Annotated in this window: 15 protein-coding genes; 8 read left to right on the forward strand and 7 right to left on the reverse strand. The window is 32.2% G+C overall.

Features of this window, described 5'->3' with window-relative positions; all coding sequences use genetic code 11:
• Positions 1 to 17: 17 nt before the first annotated feature.
• The 4 genes from CCK98_RS13915 to CCK98_RS13930 form a co-directional block, all read right to left on the reverse strand.
• Entirely contained in the window at positions 18 to 461 is a 444-nt protein-coding gene (locus tag CCK98_RS13915) for a hypothetical protein (RefSeq protein ID WP_088087138.1), read from the reverse strand.
• A 214-nt stretch (positions 462 to 675) separates the two neighbouring features.
• Positions 676 to 1,161 (reverse strand): hypothetical protein, encoded by a 486-nt coding sequence (locus CCK98_RS13920; RefSeq protein ID WP_088087139.1) that lies wholly within the window; start codon positions 1,159 to 1,161, stop codon positions 676 to 678.
• A 429-nt stretch (positions 1,162 to 1,590) separates the two neighbouring features.
• Complete coding sequence (locus CCK98_RS13925; RefSeq protein WP_088087140.1) at positions 1,591 to 2,121, reverse strand: GNAT family N-acetyltransferase; 531 nt, start codon at positions 2,119 to 2,121, stop codon at positions 1,591 to 1,593.
• 563 nt (positions 2,122 to 2,684) lie between these two features.
• On the reverse strand, positions 2,685 to 2,873 hold the full coding sequence (locus CCK98_RS13930) for a hypothetical protein (protein ID WP_088087141.1): 189 nt from the start codon (positions 2,871 to 2,873) through the stop codon (positions 2,685 to 2,687).
• Between the two features lie 315 nt (positions 2,874 to 3,188).
• Here CCK98_RS13930 and CCK98_RS13935 point away from each other — a divergent pair, with 315 nt between their 5' ends.
• Positions 3,189 to 3,446, forward strand: coding sequence for a cell division protein MraZ (locus CCK98_RS13935; RefSeq protein WP_088087142.1), 258 nt, complete (start codon positions 3,189 to 3,191; stop codon positions 3,444 to 3,446).
• Between the two features lie 292 nt (positions 3,447 to 3,738).
• Here CCK98_RS13935 and CCK98_RS13940 read toward each other — a convergent pair whose 3' ends face one another.
• Positions 3,739 to 4,068: a hypothetical protein gene (locus CCK98_RS13940; RefSeq protein ID WP_088087143.1), complete on the reverse strand. Its 330-nt coding sequence runs from the start codon at positions 4,066 to 4,068 to the stop codon at positions 3,739 to 3,741.
• A 178-nt stretch (positions 4,069 to 4,246) separates the two neighbouring features.
• Here CCK98_RS13940 and CCK98_RS13945 point away from each other — a divergent pair, with 178 nt between their 5' ends.
• Positions 4,247 to 5,077: an RNA ligase family protein gene (locus tag CCK98_RS13945; RefSeq protein ID WP_088087144.1), complete on the forward strand. Its 831-nt coding sequence runs from the start codon at positions 4,247 to 4,249 to the stop codon at positions 5,075 to 5,077.
• A gap of 113 nt (positions 5,078 to 5,190) precedes the next feature.
• Here CCK98_RS13945 and CCK98_RS13950 read toward each other — a convergent pair whose 3' ends face one another.
• Positions 5,191 to 6,012: a hypothetical protein gene (locus CCK98_RS13950; protein WP_088087145.1), complete on the reverse strand. Its 822-nt coding sequence runs from the start codon at positions 6,010 to 6,012 to the stop codon at positions 5,191 to 5,193.
• A 221-nt stretch (positions 6,013 to 6,233) separates the two neighbouring features.
• Here CCK98_RS13950 and CCK98_RS13955 point away from each other — a divergent pair, with 221 nt between their 5' ends.
• From CCK98_RS13955 to CCK98_RS13965, 3 genes are all read left to right on the forward strand, one after another.
• Positions 6,234 to 7,358: a GTPase gene (locus CCK98_RS13955; protein ID WP_088087146.1), complete on the forward strand. Its 1,125-nt coding sequence runs from the start codon at positions 6,234 to 6,236 to the stop codon at positions 7,356 to 7,358.
• A gap of 286 nt (positions 7,359 to 7,644) precedes the next feature.
• Positions 7,645 to 8,661 (forward strand): OB-fold nucleic acid binding domain-containing protein, encoded by a 1,017-nt coding sequence (locus CCK98_RS13960; RefSeq protein ID WP_179195800.1) that lies wholly within the window; start codon positions 7,645 to 7,647, stop codon positions 8,659 to 8,661.
• Between the two features lie 11 nt (positions 8,662 to 8,672).
• Positions 8,673 to 9,902, forward strand: a complete 1,230-nt coding sequence (locus CCK98_RS13965) for a hypothetical protein (protein ID WP_088087148.1) — start codon at positions 8,673 to 8,675, stop codon at positions 9,900 to 9,902.
• 380 nt (positions 9,903 to 10,282) lie between these two features.
• Here CCK98_RS13965 and CCK98_RS13970 read toward each other — a convergent pair whose 3' ends face one another.
• Complete coding sequence (locus tag CCK98_RS13970) at positions 10,283 to 11,284, reverse strand: toll/interleukin-1 receptor domain-containing protein (RefSeq protein ID WP_088087149.1); 1,002 nt, start codon at positions 11,282 to 11,284, stop codon at positions 10,283 to 10,285.
• Positions 11,285 to 11,780: 496 nt separating this feature from the next.
• Here CCK98_RS13970 and CCK98_RS13975 point away from each other — a divergent pair, with 496 nt between their 5' ends.
• The 3 genes from CCK98_RS13975 to CCK98_RS13985 all read left to right on the forward strand — a co-directional run bounded on the left by CCK98_RS13975 (position 11,781) and on the right by CCK98_RS13985 (position 20,805).
• Positions 11,781 to 11,996, forward strand: a complete 216-nt coding sequence (locus tag CCK98_RS13975) for a hypothetical protein (RefSeq protein ID WP_088087150.1) — start codon at positions 11,781 to 11,783, stop codon at positions 11,994 to 11,996.
• Positions 11,997 to 12,187: 191 nt separating this feature from the next.
• Complete coding sequence (locus CCK98_RS13980; protein ID WP_179195801.1) at positions 12,188 to 17,128, forward strand: DUF4011 domain-containing protein; 4,941 nt, start codon at positions 12,188 to 12,190, stop codon at positions 17,126 to 17,128.
• 965 nt (positions 17,129 to 18,093) lie between these two features.
• On the forward strand, positions 18,094 to 20,805 hold the full coding sequence (locus tag CCK98_RS13985) for a TnsA endonuclease N-terminal domain-containing protein (RefSeq protein ID WP_179195802.1): 2,712 nt from the start codon (positions 18,094 to 18,096) through the stop codon (positions 20,803 to 20,805).
• The last annotated feature ends 4 nt before the right edge of the window (positions 20,806 to 20,809 follow it).

Consider the following 20,809-nt stretch of genomic DNA (forward strand, 5'->3'; position numbering starts at 1 on the left):
GCACAATAAGGAATAACTTATTTTATACCTTTTAAGTCGCCATACTGTTCAACAATACTATTCAACTGGCGTAATGTTGAGGTTAAATAACTTTGTTCACTTTCAAACTCATAATGTAGAATATTTTCTTGGTGTGCCACTTCTTGAAAATATCCTTGAATGTTTATCTGACCAAACCTATTAAAATTAAGTTCGATTTTCAGATTATTCTCTGATTCTAAAAAGGTAACACTACCTTTTAATTCGTTATAACAGTTCTGCAACTGAATGAAGAACTGATATACCTGACCAGTGGAAAACCATATTTCAGCATCTTTAACATAATAATTTCTACTCTTTATGTTGATTTTGCCTTTAACATCATAACCACCTAAATAACTTGTTTCATTAGGAAAACCATACACTTCGTTTAATTCAATTTGTATGAATCCTTGTTTACCAGCAATTTTAAACTCATTCACTTTTATCACTCATTTCAAACAAAGCATTAATTTAAGGATACCAAAATCGCCCAAATCATAACAGTTCCTTCTTCCACTAAACTGCTTCGTTACTTGAATAAGAAAAAGGCTTTACCCCTAATTGAAGTAAAGCACCCGTTAGCTTAAGTACATTTTTTCACAATCTTTTTTATGACACTGTTAAGCAAAATAAAAAACCTTCGTGTTTGAAGGTTTATCGAATCCACTTTTTATAAAAAAACGATTTCTTGAGAGGATTCAGCTCCGTTATATATTGAAAAGCATATAAAATCAAACACCTGAAAAAGCTTAAAACCAAGTATTGAAATTTGGTTAATTGTTCTAAAGAAAATATTTTAAAGCCTTCTACAAATTTTAATCCTCCAAAGATAAATGTAACATGGAGAAGAGTATTTGAAATGATGAATAATGGTAATTTCCCAAAAGTCAGTTTTAACACCCATAGACTAGTTACAAGGTATGCACCGAAATTCATAAAGTTCATACTATCAAAAGGTCCGATGCCATTATAAAATTTCCACCAATTTTTCTTCTCACCATAAAAATCTAAAGCTTTAGTGAACGTACACATAAATATAGCAGTTGGAAGAAATCTTTTAAATGCTTTTCTACCTAGTAAAGGTACCGTTAACCAAGGAACAACTAACAAAGCTATCATAAACACTTTTGGATTTTTCATTATTTTCACCTACTGATTTGTGTTTGTTCGGTTAAGGACTATTTTTCGCAATAAATCCAGTTTTATACAAATAACGCTTACATATCGGATAAAACTGAAGGTGATAAAACTCCTTTCATTTTTTTAGAACTCAAATATTTACTTTTTTTCAGTCAAAATTTATTGTTGGGTAATAAAGCCTCTTCCACCTCTACCACAGCAGGTTGTTGATTTAACAAAAATGTTTGATTATATCTGTATGTATGTTTCGTTCTTTTTCAGCCACTTTTCAAACTAAATAAAAAACCTATAATTTTTTTTAACGGGTTCCGTTTTGGGAGAGAAATTCTTAAATAACACACTGAATAACAACATATTTAGCATCCAAATTAACACAATAATTGTAAAAAACGCTCAGAGCCTATTCTGAGCGTTTTATTATAAATTTTTTTAATTTGATTTTAACAATGAGTAAACATTGGTATCATATGGAACACCATTTTGATACATATAGCTTTTCAAAACACCTTCTTTTTCAAAGCCCAGCTTTTTTAATAATTCATTAGATGTCTTGTTTCCAAGGAAAACAACAGCACCAATTCGTGTTAATCCAATTTCATTAAAGCCATATGATATTACTTTTGATGCAGCTTCAGTTGCGTACCCTTTTCTCCAATAAAGGGGATGAAGTTCATAACCTATCTCAGCCCTTTTGTGTTTAGGAGACCAAACATTAAACCCAATTGTCCCGATAATTCCTTCTTTTTCTTTTAATTCAATTCCCCATCTAATTCCTCGTTTTTCTTTGTAACTTTTAGAGAAAAACTCAACAAACTGTCCTGCTTGTTCTATGCTTGTTAAAGCGTCTTGTCCGTAATAACGAATAACATCAGTATTAGAAAAACAATTAAAAATGCCTTGAGCATCCTTGTTTACAATTTCTCTCAATATAAGTCTTTCTGTTTCTAGTGTTGGAAACAATTCTCCCACTCCTTTTTTGAACTTTCTCTTTTTTTAAACAACATTAATAATATCTTAGCATAAAATTCCAAATAACATTAAAAATCATCCTGTTTTTCTTAAAGGTGGGAGATGAGAACTTGCATTAGTTACTTAATTAACGTGTCAATTTTACAGAGGACAATAACTATTGTCCACTTGATAATTAGGTTGCTAATACCACTTATTTTTATAGTAAAATCGGAACAAACATTGATTTAACAATTAAAAATAAAGACCAAAACGCTATGCGAAATGGTCTGCTAAATCGATTGCTATTTAATGTTTTCTCTCCCTCAACGGAACACGTTATTTTTTTTTGGGTTGTTTGGGTAAATTAAAAACAGACCTTGATTCCTTGGTAGGTCACTGCTTTCATGGAATTTACCTTAGACCCTTACTTCATTGTTGGGGTCTATATTAATTTTTCTTGATTCTCTCATAAGTTTGTTTTTATTTAATCGGCTCAAGTTGTTATTACACTAACTGCTTCGTTAGCTGAAGAAGAAAATAAAATCTTTATTTTATAAATAAAAAAGAGAGCCTTAGCTCTCCAACAATCGGTTAACTTTCTGTATCTCCCCTTCAAATAACCTCATGTCCAACTCGTAATCATCATGACCATCAAATGAATCCAACATATCTTTTTCTTGATGTAATGTTATCAAATACTGCTCCAATGAAAACCCACCACTTTGGATTGTATTCTCAAACACAACTTTAAATCTGCTCATTTATTTCACCTCGACAGATAGTATTTCCAATACAATAAATGAAATTCGTATTTTATTACCAAATATAAAAGGACCATTTAGGTCCTTTTTGGCTTCTTCAAGTAAAGCCCCCGATAGTTTAAGTGCTATACTTCACAAACTTGAACTCTTTTTCAATTTTACAGGAATGCTGCCCCTTTACTTCAATAAGGAGTTCACTAAATAGGCATCTATCCTTCTTGGATCAAAACCCCTGTTAGTTTGTAATTTCCTGCAAACATATGATATTATACAGGCAAATATTTTGGCAAATTTCAATTTAAAGGAGGAATATATATGGCCCGTTCTATTAGAGATTCCCTTTCGGGATTTGGTAGTGAACTGTTGGAACGAATAAGAGAAAATAGCAATGCATGGCTAGATGAAGCTGTCTTTGAAGAAAGAGTCATTGGGATTGAAAAGGCAACTGCGGCTCTGCAGGAAGCCGAAGTTGAAGATGAGAAAATCATTTATCTTTTGCAAAAATATTGGGATTTACGCCTTAGCGAGGCCAAGGAACTTTTGCGGCAAGGAAGTTACACTGAAGAGAGGTAATTGATTCTTGCTGGTAAATATCCCAAAGAAAAATTCCAATTTATCGGTGAGCTAATTTGAAAACACATCAGACACCTCCTCGGTGTCTTTTTTTATATCATCGCCAAGTAAACAATTTTAATCCTCAGAAAAAAGGATCATCTAATGACGACCCTTTATTAATAAAACCCTCATTATTAACATCAGTTGTGTCACTTTTGTTGAAATATTGGACTGAACACAGAGCCAAACACTCTCAGGACCCTAAACAAAAAGACCTTTTCATAATCTTCAAAATGCTGACTCGTTTCTTTCAGTGCAAATTTTTCTTATTTGTTCTATAAATTTTCCTGACATTTTTATGGAGCTCATCAATTGGCTGGCTCTCAATAATACTAGAAATATCAGACATCTTTAGTTTCCCTTCTTCACCCATTTCAAGTAGCTCTTTATTCAGTTTTGCGGTTACTTTGAACAAACTGCCTAGATAAGCGTATTCTTTTATCACTTTCTGTTCAAAACTTTCCGCATTGTATGTCTCGGCTTCACCTATAAAGACTTCTAAATCAATAACCTGGCTTTGTAACTTTACTAATCTTTTTTTTGCTTTTTCAACGTTAATAGCTAATAAATGATTGTTCACGAACATCCCTCCTTTTATTTAACAATATTCGACACAAGAAGAGGGAAGTCCCATCGATAAAATTTGAAATTGTGAGCAATATTTGACACTTTTAGGGGTTTCTCATTCAGGTTTTTTCACTTTATTACCAGATTAGTAAACGGTGGAACCATGATAAAATTACAATAGAGGTGATTTTATGTTTGTTGCACCAATGCTTCTTCAGCGGAGTGAAAATGCCTTTAATGATGAAGAATTCATTACAGAATTGAAATTAGATGGGATTCGTTTAATACTTTCCAAGTTAAATGGAAAGGTACGATTATATACTAGACACAAAAATGAGGTCACAGCCAGGTTTCCTGAGTTACTAGACATCGATATTGCTGATGGGACAGTTTTGGATGGGGAGCTGATCGTAGCAGACCAAGATGGAAAGCCTGATTTTGAGGCAGCAATGGAGAGATTTCAGTCTAATAAGTCTAATCTTAGAATTCAATATTGTGTTTTTGATGTTATTTATTATGCAGGTGACAAAGTTACCAACCTGCCTTTAGTAGAAAGAAAAAAACTATTGGATTCTTTCTTACCTCAATCAAATGAGATCGTCATGGTTCAGTGGATGGTCGGACAGGGGGAAGAGTACTTTAATCTTGTTCAGCAGCATGATTTAGAGGGAATAGTGCTTAAGAGAGCCAATTCTACGTATCAAGTTAATAAACGATCGCACGACTGGTTAAAAGTGATTAATTATAAATATGCAGATGTCTATATAACAGGGTTAAGGAAAGATGATTTTGGCTTGCTATTAAGCACTTATGAAGGGGATAATCTAAAACCTTCAGGTGTAATGGAATTTATTAACCAAAAGGAAAAGATGAAGTTCTATGCTAGATACCAGGATTTAATAATCGGGGAAGATAAGAAGTTTGTTTTTATCAAGCCAGAAATACAGTGCCGAGTAAAATTTAGAAATTATACAAAACAGGGGTTATTACGCATCCCATCGTTCGTTGAATATATTTCCTAGTTAGAGTCTTTTATTGACTCTTTTTTCATTTGTTTAAAGGCATAAAAAACAACATTGGAAAAGAACCCAGTATGGCTCCTTTTCCAATGTTGTTTTTTATGCCTTTTTCATTACTAATGCTTCCACAATTCTTCTGTCCTAATCACTTTATAATCTGCATTCTGAACTGTAAACCTAATGGCGGGGTTTTTTGGATACGATGCATTTCCATCAAAGAACGTGATTACTGTTTTTTCATCATTTTTAACAAATTGATCGTAGCTTCCACCAGCACCACTAATATTAGTAAAGTGTAACGTTATCGTATTGCCTGAAGTTCCATCCTTGACTAAACTCCACAAATCTCTTCGGTAATTTTCCCATGCAATTTCTTTAGAAGCCTCATTTTCAGCATTCTTATGTGTCTTCTCCCAAAAATAAATTGCTTCATCCATACTTCCCAATGCATTCTGTTGAAAAGTAAATTCGATAAGCTGGCCATTTGGTACCGTTCCATCAGCTAAATATTTGTCGTAAGCTTCGCCTTCAACAGTTATACCTTCAAGATTGTTGCCATTACCTTTCAACAATAAGGCATGTGCTTTGCCTTCATTATTTTTTATCGTCACAACAGTATACCCATTAGGATCTTTATTTTCAGCGACCATATAAGAAAAATTATACACGTAATTAACTACTAATTTTCTGCTATTAATGTACCAAGTGCTACTTTTCCCATCCTCTTTACCCGTTGCCTTCCAAACACCACCGACATCCTCATTCACCTTGGATACTTCTGAAGATGTTGAACTTTTAGTTTGTGGTGTTGTTTCAGCCGTTTCTATTTTCTGTTCCGAACTTTCTGAAGAAGTTTTGGTTGATTCATCAGTTGTTTTTCCGCATCCAGAAAGGACTACCCCAAGTAAAACTAGTAAACCAACTAGCATCTTTTTCATTTCATTAACCACCTTTGCCATCTTTGGAATTCATTTTTCATTTTCATGTTCACTAAAATGCTAGTTAGTGGAATCCTTTAAAGCCTTATAGTTGTTTTGAACGGAAGCTATAACCGAGAAGAGTCTATTAAATAATTCGCCATTCTTTATTACTAATACCTTTTTCCTGATTTGGGAAATGATGTATAATATATCTATAATTATATCAGGGGTGACTAAGGATGGAAAATCAAGAGTGGGATAAAGAATTAGATGAAATTTTAAAAGATTTGGGTGTTGATGGTAGCCCAATAGATGCGATACATGAAAAATTAAAAAACGAATTTGATAAAGTCTTAAACATAGGATTTATAGGTTCACCTGGGGTGGGAAAGTCCACACTAATGAACAAGATTGCTGGAAGGAAGATCGCTGATTCAGGTGTTAATCCAGGCGTTAAAGTAACACCTTTTGCTTGGGGGGAGAACGATTCAATCGTATTCTGGGATTTGCCAGGATATAATGGATTACCTAAAGAACATAATGTAGAACAATATTGGGAGTTTCATAACTTAGAAGAAATGGATATTCTAATATGCATGTTTTCAAACAAGTTAACTGAAGATGATGCTCATTTCTTTAAATTAGCAATACAACATGCACAAGATGTAATTTTTGTTAGAAGTAAATCTGATGATATTTATGATGATGAGCTAAGTGTAGAAGAATTAAAGGCAGAAATAGAGGAAACTTATATTAAGAAGTTATTTGGGCCTCAATTTACTCTTTTATTTGTAAGTTCACGAACAGGAGAAGGGCTTGCAGAATTACAAGACACCATTGCCAATCGTCTCAGTTCTGACTTACAAGAAAAGTTCTATAGAAATGCAAAAGCCTATTCGCAATCCTTTTTGGTGGCTAAAGAGAAAGCTTCGCTAAAGACAGTGCTTTGGTACTCTACATTAAGTGCAGGTGCTGGCTTGGTGCCAGTTGGTGCGGGGATACTAATTGATATTCCATCAAATATAAAAATGATTAAGGCAATTGGTAACCATTTTGCTTTAACACCAAAGCGTCTTGCTCTTTTAGAAGAACAAGAAACGGAAAAAATGAAGGAATATAACGTGTTTTTAAACGTTCTTAAACATGGAATTGGTGCTAAAGAATTATATTTACCTTTGTTGAAAAGGTTCGCACCAGAAGTAGTGGCTGCAAGAGCAGGTCAAATTATTCCTGTTTTGGGGGCTGGTGCAGGGTTCTCCTTAACATTTTTTATGGGCAAGCGTGCCATTAATTCGTGTAAGGTAATTGCACAAGACATATTGGAAAAAGAAATTGAGGCCATTAATGGTACACTTGTCCATTAAGGTAAGTTTTAGACATTATTTTTAAATAATCATGATTGGCAGGTCATTAAGACCTGCTCATTTTTTAATTTTCTACAAGTTAACTAACAAACAAGGGGAAGTGTTATTGCGTGAAAAATGGATAGAGAAAACCATCGTGGAAAAATCGCTATTTTTTTGGTTATTACTAATTATTTCCGTATTATTTTTTTGAGAAAATATAGAAAATCATTTAAAACAATGATAGATTTTATGTGGGAATATTTAGATTTATATTTTATTTTTTTACAAAGAGGGTATGAGCGGGATGAGTCGTAATTTAAAATTTTTTGCAACACTAATTTTTATTATTCTATTAGCTGGTGGAGGATACGCATACAAACAAGGTGTTTTTTCTCCAAAAACTATTAAGGCAAAAAAGGAAGTTGTCAGCACTTCAAAAGGTAGTTCTAATTTTACAACTATTATGGATATTGCTTCTATCAATCCGAAATCAAAAGGAAGTATTAAAACAATTAAAGGAACGATTAGCAATAGAATTGATCATAGTAAAGGGCATGTTTTTCTCACATTATCCGACTCAACTGGAGAGATTCAGGTTCCTATTTTCGCTGATAAAAAAATTGATACCGATGATTATCAAAATGGAAAAATAATTCAAGTTAAAGGTAAAGTAGATGTTTTTAATGGAAAAGTAGAGGTAATTCCTGAAAAAGCGGAAGATATAAAATTAGTTGAAAGTGAAAAAATCACTAAAAGTGATATTGGTAAAGAAAAAAATATTAAGGGAACCATTATATCTAAATATGCTCATCCTACAGGACATTTATTTATTGTTTTAAAACTGGAAAATGAGCAAGAAATGGACATTCCTCTCTTTAAAAATTTGCAACCAAACTCTGATAATTATCCGATAGGGTCTTTAATTGAACTTCATGGAAAAGTAACAGAATATAAAGGAAAATTAGAGATAGTGCCATCTTCATTAAATGATATAAGTATTCTTAAAAAAGGAAACGACCTATCAGTCCAGAATGTTGAATTGAAAAACATCGGTAGCAGTGATAGAGGAAGAATGGTAATCACTAATGGTTTTGTAAAGAGTATAGAACCAAGAGATGATGGAAATGTAATGTTTACAATGGAAAACAATGGAGCTGAAATTAAAGCAGTCCTTTTTAGGGCAGATTCTCAGGAAAATACGGGCAGAAAGCAACGTATCCTTAATGCTAATAAAGCTCATTTTGCAATTCGTATTTTAGGTATGGTGGATGTTTATGAAGGTCAATTAGAAATAGTAATTGATAAAGTGTTAGTAGACTAAGGGGACCTAAGATGAGTAAAATTCAAATATTTATACTTAGTATTACTTTATCTATTCTCCCTTGGTTTTTGCCAACATATGTTGCTTTGGCAGTTCTTACTGTTATGGGGATAATATTTTTTATTCTATTATATAGAGAATTAAAGAAAAATGCTTCTAGTAAAGAGCCTTATGTTTATGTTGGAGTAGGGGCAGTTTTTCTTTTCTTAACGCTCTTTACGAATATAAACACACTTTGCGGCATATTTAATTCTTTGTTTTTTATTGGAGTTGCGGTAATAAGTCATTTCCTTATACCGCAAGTTAGTCGACCTGATACCTCTTTAACAACTTCAAGAAAGATAACAAAGCTAGAGGAAGAAGAATCGTTTGAAAATCTTGCAAAAGGCTTTTTTAAAAAGCTGGATGAATATATAGACGGATTGAAAAAACAGCAGCAAATTTCTGACACTAATCTTTTAGATCAGCAAGAAACCTGGAGAAGATTTAAAGCAGAAATTACAAAGGAAATTGCTGCCGCAATTCAGGATAATAGTAAGGATATAAAAACAAATTTCGCTAGAGAACTTCAAAAACATAGTCAAATTCAAAATAAAGAGCTAGAAGCGATTATGTCTGATTTTAAACTTGCTTTTAAAACAAACGGTGATAAAATTCAGCAAGAAGTGGAGCAGAAAATAAAAGAAAGGGACAAACAAACGACATTTGAAATAATGGAGTTGGCAATTCAAAGTTTACAAGAAAAAAGAATAAACTTTTCTAATAGCCAACATCTTGAGAATGAACAAATTAAACATAAGCTTTATTTTGCGTTGGAGATTGCTAAAAAAGATGTGTATATTCAATCTCCTTGGCTGTCAGAATGGCTTTTATCCGATAAGGATAATATGCTGAAATATATGAGGGAAGCCATTACGAGAGGAGTAAATATTCATATAAATTATGGAATGGATGAAAATAGTTCACATAAGAAAGAAGATTGGAGTCGTAGTGACAGAAGTGATATTGTAGCCAGGGAATTAGAGGAAAAGCTGAAAAAAAGAAAAAATGGGGATGGAACTTTGTTTCTTTGTCGTAAGAACTCCCACTACAAATTATTTATCTGTGATGAATTTTTTTATGTAGAAGGTAGTTATAATGTCCTTTCAAACAAAGGTAATAGAACCCATGAAGCAGCACAGTACTCTGAAGATAAAGAATATATTAAACAATTAATAAGATACCACTTTACACCAAAATAACCTAGACAAAGCTTTCTTTTTTCTAAGCTTAGCTGCCACATTTGGGAACTACAAAACCGAAATATTAAGGTATTAAATTGACTAAATATTCTCCTAAAAATGCAAAACCTTGTTGTGTAATACAAATGCAAAAAAGTATGCTGATCAATGGTTGTTAGTCAAATGCCAGGTCAGAAATGATACAGGGAAATTTGTTAATGCTACCTGGGAGAAGGTCATTAACAATGAAAAATATTGAATAACAATAAGCTTTGGTAATGTGGTCTAACCATCGTTAAAAAGGAAAAAATACACAATTAGCAGGTCGAAAAAGACTTGCTAGTTGTGTATTTCTCAACAATAATACTAACGATCAAAAGGGTGTGTTATGCATTAAAATCTTATTTTACCACCAATTTTTTAACTGTATCAGTAAGTTTGGTTAATTGTTCCAACGCTTGACTCGTCTGACTAAGTGTTTCGGATACTACTGTTTGTTGATCTGCTGGATTAATAATAAAATCCCCGTTACTACCGATATTTTTCCAGTGTAGAAAAATATCCTTCATTTCATCGTATGTTAATTGTGCCTTAAATGATCCTATAAAAAACAAGCCATAATTAATTGAGTGTAATCTATTCTCATGTTTTGACGCTTCATTCATAAAAGCCTTTCCTAAAGTAAAGCCATACCGAGAAATTGCTGTTATTAAACCTATGACGACTAGGCTTTTAGCACCTAAAGTTATGTAGTAATACATAGCTTTATCATGTTGTATGTTAAGAACATTAGAATAAGTGAATAAAATTCCCGATAACAGAGCTATTAAACTAATGAAATAGCAAGTAAAAGCTAGAGATCTACTTTCAATCTCCCTCTTTTCCAATCTCTTAATTGTTTCGAGGATAGTTGGATTTTTACGCATTCTATCTATAATTTCTTCTTTTTCTACTTTCTCTAGGTTTTCTTTCTCTATTTGAGCGGCTACTTTGACCTCGTGAATTGAGATTACGTCATTTAGCTTCTCTATAGTTTTTGAAAGATCCGACTCGTCTTCGTCTAATGTTGTGATACAAAAAATATCGGAAACAACATCAGGTATACCAATATTCCCTATAACGACAGGAATCAAAAACTTTTTATTATTTGAAGCTCTTATAAAAGCTCTAGAAGTTCCAATCTCACTCATTACATATTGTGAGTTAGCAGTATTTTCTGTATAAATTACAACTACTCCATCTGATTCCATTAATGAAGTAAAAAGAAATTCCCTCCAATTCTCCCCAGGTGGAATTTCTTCTGGCTCAACTACAATCTCATGTTTAAAACTTTTTAACCCATCACTTATTTTTTTTGCTGTTTCCCAATCCTTACTACTATGTGAAAGAAAAATACGTGCCATTTCATTACCCTTCCTGTTTAAAATTATGTACTTTCTTGAAAATTATAATATTTAAATTACTTTCCCCAGAAACGCACTTCACGCCATTTTAAAGCCCTATACTTTTGCCAATAGGAAAATACTCCTTTTTTACCACATTATATCAATTTCATAGTTTTAATACTATAAATTTTATCTTCTTTTATCATCAAAACGTATTTTTACGAGTTTTGAGTCTCATAATAAAACTCTTTTAAAATCAAAAAACAAATACAAATTACACACAAATTGCAATTTTCAATACGTGAAAATTTAATATAAATAGTTCAGATTTCCCAAGAACCCATTAATCCGTATGTACTTTTAGGATTGGATCTATAAGATTATAGTATTCTATCGCCATACAAAACAATAAATCAGCATAAACCTTTATTATCAAAAATCGTACTTTGCTCACACAAAATGGGTAAACGGTATTAATCTCAGTCTATAAATCAATCAATCATTGGAGTGACCTATGGAAAAGAAAAGAACGATGGTTATTTGCTATGGAGTAGATATTAAAAAGAAAAATTCATTTTTGGGAAATGACAAATTATTGGAATATAGTCTCCTTGACCAACTTGTTCAGGAATTGGATAAGGAATTGAAAAAAATATCTACAGAACCATTAGAAGAGATTTTTCGAATAACTACTACAGGACTTTTAAGACAACCATTTGTAATGTATTAACAATGCTGACCGTTCAAAATCGAGATAAATGAAGAAAGGTATAAGCTTGTAGATAATTGTTATTATTTATCAAATAAATAGGAATTTTGTGCTAATATAAAAGTTAAACAACCTTTATTTTATTAATTCTATTTTGAACAAACACATATACATTTAATTACATACAGGTCATGCGAAAGGGGACTTTGGTGGTGGACAAGGGAAAAATGGAATTGAAGATTAATAACTGGAAATCTAGGTTAATTGACCTAACAAAGAGAAACAGGTTATTAAACTTTAAGGCATCAAAAAGTTCTACTTTAGAATTAGATGGGGACATTAAAGAAATTTTTAACGTTTTTTCACGGTCAAAAGGAATTATGGTAAGCTCCATTGTTGATATAAACAAAATGGCCCAGCAATTAACCACCAAAACGGCAAAAGTTAATTTGACCAAAGATCCTGACCAATCTGATGCGGATATAAAATATCAACAAAATTTAGAGAAGGTCAGACAAAGCTTAGAGAAAAAATTAAATGGAATCAGGTTATTAGGTAAGTCATCAATTGAAGAAAAAGGAATTAATACTCTATATTTAACCATGGGTTTTCTCAAATGGACGGAAGTGGAATATAGTAAAGACATTTTTTCATCACCGATAATTCTTATTCCGATTACGTTAAAAAGAGAAACTGCAAGAGACCCTTATTACATATTTAAATTGGATGAAGACATTGTTTTTAATCCTGTACTGGAACAAAAATTAAAGCTGGATTTTGGAGTATCAATTACGCCTATCGAGCAATTAGATTATGAAAATATTGAGGAAATCTTACACTTTTACGAACAAGAATTGAAACTAGAAAAGTCATGGGAAGTAACCGACGATTCTTACATTGGGGTTTTTTCCTTTAGTAAGTTGGTTATGTATAAGGATTTTGAACAATACCAAGATACGGTTGAAAGCCACCCTATTATTCAAGAATTAGCTGGTGTTAAACACGATGAAGATATATGTGGAAGAGAGAAAATTGTCTCAATAAAAGAATTTGATCGAAGCGGAAAGTCCTTGGAGTCATATCAAATTTTAGATGCTGATTCTAGTCAACAAAAAGCAATTCTTGCTGCTAAAAATGGAGTTTCCTTCGTGATGCAAGGACCCCCAGGAACTGGGAAAAGCCAAACAATCACAAACATTATTGCTGAAACACTAGCCCAAGGAAAAAAAATTCTTTTTGTTAGTGAAAAGAAGGCAGCCTTAGATGTGGTGAAAAAAAGAATTAGTGATAAAGGGTTAGATGATTTTTGTTTAGATTTACACAGCCATAACTCCAACAAAAAGGCAGTTTTAGAGGAACTGAGACATTCACTAACCAATAGGGAAATTCCTAGAAGAGCAACAGGTCCATTGACTGATTTGGATTTCATTAAAAAGCATTTAAATGATTATGTTGATGCACTTCATACTGTAATAAATCCATTGGAATGTAGTACTCATACCATTCTCGGAAGACTCTCAAAATTAAATGATGTTATTGAGGTATTATTTGAGCTTCCCAATATTGATTCGTATTCAAGTGAAAAGTTAAATAAAGTTCTTAAACAAATAAAGGATATAGAAACTTATCGGGATGTTTTATCAAATGAAGAAGTCCATATATGGTTTGGCACGTTAATAGAGGAAAATAGCTTTGAAAGTGAATCTGAGATTAAGGCAAAGTTTACAATTTTGAGTAAAAAACTATTTGAACTGTATGTTCTATTTGAGGAAGCATTTAATTTTGTTAATTTTCAAGGCTTACTTACTTTGACGGGTTTAGACGAATTGTTAAAGTTAGGGGAGATGCTTTCATTAAAGCCTGAAATTCCACAGGTTTGGTATATAGAAGGCAATAACAAGATCTTATATGAAGCAAAAGATTCTTATAAAGGGCATCAAGTAATCTTTGAGGGATATTTGCAACTAAGGGAATCCCTGTCACAACAATCGAAGGAAGAAATACTTGAACAGGATTTAAGCGAAGTCAATAACGTCATTTTAAATGGAAATAATGAAACCATTAATGATTACATTGATACTTATAAAGATTTTATAAATAATTTGTTTTCAAATGAGCAACTCATATTAGACAAGGTGGCGGAATTGAAATTAAGCTTAGATACCGTAAACAAAGCATCTTTGTCCATCAAAAGCCAGCTGCAAATGAATGGGTTAGAACTAACACCTGAAAAAATAAATGAAATTGAATTAATCTCTAACTATATAACAAATAATTCTAAACCGACTCAGCTTTGGTTCGATAGTGTACAAAGGGAAGTTATAGAAAACACAATTGTTGAGTGCAAAGAGGTTTATGATAAGTATTTATTTGAACGAAAAATCATTGAAGACGTGTACTTACCCGAACTTGTAATTGAGGATATAGATGGAATGTTGGACCGTTTTATAAACGAGTATTCTTCCTTCATGAGGATTTTCAATAAAAACTATAAAAGGGACAAAAATCTTCTTAAATCCTTAAAAAGAAACAAAGAATCCATTAAAGTTGATGAAATCATAAAAGACTTAAGGTCACTGAAAAGGTTAAAGGAATTACAAAATGAAATTGATTCAAAAAGAAATCAATGGAAAGAAATGTTCGGAGAGATTTTTCAACAGGAGAAGACTGACTGGGAAAGGGTAACAAAAGTTCTTACAGAATTCTATGCTTTAATAGCTAAGCTTAAAGATAGCGAAAATAAAGCAGAATTCGAAAAGTTCTTGTTGTCGTACCAAACAGAGGATAAACAAAACTTATTTGAATTAAGTCAATCATTAAACAACCAATTAGTAATAATCGACCAATCGTTAGATGAGCTTGAAAAAGTCTGCTTCTCAAGGATTACAAATATAAAATCACAGGACCAAAATTTATTAGTAATGATTCCAAAAATCGACGAGCTAGAAAAGGGAATTCAAAGGATTTTAGATGCAAAGGGTTTGCTTTCAAAATTTTTGTTTGAACAATCATTTAATTTTGACCAAATAAATGCTTTGGTTCTTCAAATAAATAAAATTAAAGATGTTCAAAAAGAAGTTGATGAACAAAGGGTAGTTTTTAATTCCCTTTATGGCCAGTTATATAAAGGCATTGATACCGATTGGAAGCTAATCGAAGAGTCAATAAACTGGACAATAGGTGCCGACAATAATTTTAATGGCCGTTTCCCTGAAAAGTTTATTGATGTAATAAATAACAATAGTAAACTAGAACACTTTTTATCCCAATGTGAACAATTAAAAGCTAAAAAGAAGGATTTAACTGAGGATATTAATTTTTATACAAAAATCTTTCCACTTAATTTAATAAAATATGAAAACAACGATTTTTTAAATACGGAGCTGAGGGAATTAAGCAGCATTTTAAAACTTTTCGCTAATTCCACACATAAACTGCAGCAATGGATTGTCTCCCAAAGGGTTAAAGCTGAGGCAGTAGAAGGTGGATTAACCGATTTTCTCCATAAAGTGTTAATGGAACAAACAAATAATTTATACCAGGATATTTTTTTAAAGCGATTTTACAAGCTTTGGTTGGATTCCACCTATAAGAAGTTACCTATTTTAAAACGCTTTGATTTAAAAACTCATTTAAATTATATTAACGATTTTAAAAACTTGGATGAAAACCTTCTTGAATCTAATAGCTCTAGATTAACTAGGAAGCTATTGAAGAAAAAAGAAGATTACCTGAAAAATATCCAATATAAAAGTAACGATCTGGCGATATTAACCCGTGAAATACAAAAACAAAAAAGACATAAGCCAATAAGGAAACTGTTTTCTGAAATACCGCAACTTCTTTTGACTTTAAAGCCATGTATGATGATGAGTCCGTTATCAGTTAGCCAATTTATCGATCCAAACAGCATCAAATTTGATTTAATCATCTTTGATGAGGCTTCACAAATAAGGCCAGAGGATGCAATTGGCTCACTTATGAGGGGAAATCAGGTTATCATCGCTGGAGATGATAAACAATTGCCACCAACTTCATTTTTTGCTCAGCAAATTGAAATGGATGATGAATTTATTAATGAAGAGGAAGAAGAGGCATATGAAAGCTTTGAAAGCATTCTTGATGAATCACTGTTGATTATGCCACCGATGTTCTTAAAATGGCATTATAGAAGCAAACATGAGTCATTAATTGCTTTTTCCAATAGAGAAATTTATAAAAATGAGTTATATACCTTTCCTAGTTCAACTAATGAAAAAAGAGATGGCATTTCTCATGTGTATGTGGAGAATGGTCTATACGATCGAGGTCGGTCAAAAAAGAACTTAAATGAAGCTGCAAGAGTAGCAGAACTAGTAATTAATCATTTTAAAGAAACACCTGAGAGAACGTTGGGAGTTATTGCTTTCAACCAATATCAACAAGAAGCAATACGGGATAAGTTAGATGAACTAACACGGAATAATCCTGTCTATGAAGCATTACTAAATGAAGAAAAAATGGAATCATTTTTTGTTAAAAACTTAGAAAATGTTCAGGGTGATGAGCGAGACACAATTATTTTAAGTGTTAACTTCGGTAAAGATTCCAACGGTATTTTACACTACAACTTTGGACCGTTAAACAATGACGGTGGGGAACGAAGACTCAATGTTGCCATAACCCGTGCAAAATATGAACTAATTGTTGTTTCAAGTATTAAACATTCGGACTTAGATGATAGCAGATTGAAGAAGAAGGGACCCCAGTTATTTAAGAAATTTCTATACTTTGCTCAAACAAGTGGAGAGTTTAACTTTAATGATGGAATCATGAACAATGGGGAATTTGATTCGCCATTCGAGGAAGATGTTTATGATACGCTTATTAAAGCTGGACTTGAAATACGTAACCAGATTGGCTGCTCAGGTTATAGAATTGATATGGCTGTTGTTGACCCAGATAATCCAGGGCGGTACTTATTGGGAATTGAATGTGACGGTGCAACTTATCATTCTACAAAAACAGCACGTGACAGAGACCGATTAAGACAAAGCGTTTTAGAGTCTTTAGGTTGGGAAATTTATCGGATTTGGTCACAAGATTGGGTTAAAAGGAAAACGGAAATAACAAAAGAAATTGTTGAAATGGTAACGGAGAAAGTACAAATATAATTTTAAAACGAACGAATATCTAAGGTGAATTATGTTTGGGTTTAGAATTCATTAAAATATCGGAAAGCTCACTAAGGGGGCTTATAGGGATTTATTCGTTGAAAGAGTGGGCTTACAGCTCGCTCTTTCTTTTTTTACATAACGTAACATTGAATTCAATTAAGGGCATCAAAATGTTACTCAAAATACCCTGAACATAGGAGGAAACGCAAATCGTCGACCGTAAATAGTATTAAAAGGCAGCTAAAATTGGAGCAGTAATGTCTTTATAGTATAGCTAGTGAGTAGAAAATTCCTCTTGTTTATAGAATAGTTTTGATACTTATACACATAAAGTGAGTGCAAAAGTATTCAAGGTTAGGGAAATGGGATATGGTGGGATCGACTCGAATTCAATCCAACCTTCTTTTGAAACAAAATAGTAAGCAAAACTTAGAAGGCCATGTCTATCATTGGTCTTTTTTATCATTTTTTTCAACATTTAAATGTACATTTTATGTGTATTAAATGTGCATAAAAATGTACATCTAATCATCATATCATATATAAAAAAAAAGACAATAAATTTGTTGTGTTTTTTAAAAAGATTTTGTATGATAAAAACACTAAAGATAATAATACAAATAGTTTTTATTTTCGGAAAAATTGTTTGGTGAATCGTTATAAAAGTATTTTTCTATAAGAATTATAGAGGGGTGTTTATCGACTGAAATACAAAACAAGAAATACAAATGGTGCGTTTTCTTAATATGTATAATTGGTAGGAGTGTAGTTAAAACAGAATATAAGTATATGGAGTTGAAAATGAAATATTACAAGACTTGATCAATAACTCATTTCTAGATAATTATGAGAAGATGCAATCATTAATTGCTTCCTTAATTATCTATTAGCTTTCCTCCATTCTTGAAATGAATTCTTGGAAAACTATGAACTCAAAATTTAATAATTGAAAGGTGATGAGAATGGAAAAGGAAGAACTTTCTCAATTATATAAGACGCTCAATCTCTCGGAAGTAACTATAAAATATGTTGAGAAAATTCGAGAATCACAACCAGTTCGAAGAGTTGGCGGAGGAGCAAGAAATGTTCCAGGAAGATACACATCAACTAAAATGGGTTTAACAATCCAATTTGAAAGTAGAACTGTAGAATTGCCTGCAATTTTATTGATGGAATTTGACACCGACGTATATGAATACTATGATCAACCGATCAAATTTAAAATAAAGTACTTTAGTACAAAAAAAGGAGGTGATATTGCTCACCAATATACTCCCGATTTTTTGGTAATTAGAAAAGATGGAGTATATCTTGAAGAATGGAAAACGGAGGAAGAATTACAAAAACTCTCAAAAGAATCTCCATACCGTTACATAAAAGATGAACATGGTTGGAGATGCCCACCAGCAGAGGAAGCGTTGGAGAAGTATGATATTAAATTTAAAGTCAATTCCTCATCATTACTTAATTACACGTATATAAGGAACGTTAGGTTTTTAGAGGATTACCTAAAAAATGATGAACCTGTTTCACCTGATTTAAAAAAACAGATTGTGAATTATGTGACAGATAACTTCGGGGTGAAATTAATAAATTTAATAGATGAATTCGATGGCAAGTCGGATGAAATTTATAAATGTATTGCCACAAAACAAATCTTTATAGACTTAGAATCAGAACTAATTTCTGAATATTCAAAAACTTCTGTATATGCTAATGAAATTTTTGCAAAAGCAATTCCTAAAAAAAAAAGTGATTCAATAAATTTAGTAGTTAATCTTGAAGTCGGTGAAGAAATAATATGGGACTCTGTTTTATGGAGAATCATTAATATAGGATCTAGTAATATTTCTTTATATTCTGAAAAGAGAAAAGCAATCGACATTGATAAAGAAATATTTGAATCTTATATATCAAGTGGACAAATTACTGCACTTCAAAAACTTGCCAATGAAAATGAAATAGAAAAAGAAGTTTATGAAATCCTTTGTAGTGCGAGTGAACAAGAACTAGAAGAAGCAAATTTGAAATATAAGTATGTTCAGAAATATTTAAATAAGGAGCAGATTGGTGATAAATCAGAACGAACTGTTCGTTATTGGGTGAAAAATTACAAAGAAGCTGAAGAAAGATATGGGAATGGATTTGTTGGTCTTATTACTCAGCAGTCGTTGCGAGGAAATTACAATAGAAAATTAAATGATGACACCATAGCATTGATAGACAAATTTATTGATGAAAGATATGAAACGATAAAGCAATCGTCAGTTCTAGCAGTCTATAACTTATTTTTCTTAGCTTGTGATGAACTAGGGATTGAACCGTGTTCATTCCGAACTTTTTATACTCAAATTCAAAATAGACCAACAGCCAATACTGAAAGGAAAAGAAAAGGTGAAAGAGCAGCTTATCAAAAGGAAAGAATATATTATCTTAAATTTACTACTCCGCGTCATGGCGATAGGCCGTTTGAAATTGGACATATAGATCACACTCAATTAGATATTGAACTAATTTGCCCAATAACTAATAAAGTTCTAGGTAGACCTTACCTTACATTTTTAATTGATGCCTATTCAAGAAGAATCTTAGCCCTATACTTGACTTATAATCCACCATCATACCGTTCGAATATGATGGTAATTCGTGAATGTGTAAGGCGGCATAACAGAGTTCCCGATGGATTAGTAGTTGATGGAGGTAAAGAATTTCAGAGTACTAGTTTTGAAACTTTGCTTGCAAGTTTAAAAGTAACCAAATTTCAACGGCCCTCTGCAAAAGCTCGTTACGGTTCTGTCATTGAACGGCTTTTTAAAACAACAAATGAAAGGTTTATTTATAACCTCTCAGGTAACACTCAAATCACTAAAAATGTAAGGCAGGTTACTAAAAGCGTTAATCCTAAAAATCATGCGATATGGAGCCTTGCGGATTTGTTTGAAAAATTATGCGAATATTGTTATGAAGTCTACGATAAAGTTTATCATGAAACATTACTTACTTCACCTAGGCAGCTCTTTGAAAATGACTCTAAACTATCAGGAAATAGAAAGAATAGAATAATACCTTATAATGAAAGCTTAATTATCCTGACATTACCTTTTGTAAGTGATAAGCCAACTCGTAAAGTTGTTCCAACTAAAGGTGTAAAGTTTAAAAGTTCATTTTATTGGAACGATGTTTTTCATGACCCGAAGGTTGAGGGTTCAGAAGTGAAAGTAAAATACGACCCATTCGACTTATCCTATGTTTATGTTTTCGCAAACAAATCCTGGAGGAAGTGTCTTTCAGAACAATATCTTGCTTACAGTGGTTTAACTGAGAAGGAATTAAAGATTATTACGGAAGAAAATTTAAATAAGAAAAGACATTTTAATGGAAATATACAAAAGATAAATGCAAAAATAATTGCTCAATTTATTAAGTCTTCGGAGCTTTCTGAAGAGAGAAAGTTACAACAAATCAAGGACCGTGAGAATAGAAAAGTTGAAACAAGTATTAACTCACTTCAAAAAACTGCTTCTGTTGAAGAAGCTATTGAAAACGAAATTATAGAAACTCAAATTAAAGAAACCCAAATTATAGACGAACCATCTTCTGTATCATCTGCAACAATTGATAACACAAAGGAGAAAAAAGAGAAAAAACCTTTATCTTTCGGGGAGTTGTGGTGAATTG

This window comes from Bacillus sp. OV166, assembly GCF_900177675.1.
Taxonomy (GTDB): Bacteria; Bacillota; Bacilli; order Bacillales; family Cytobacillaceae; genus Neobacillus.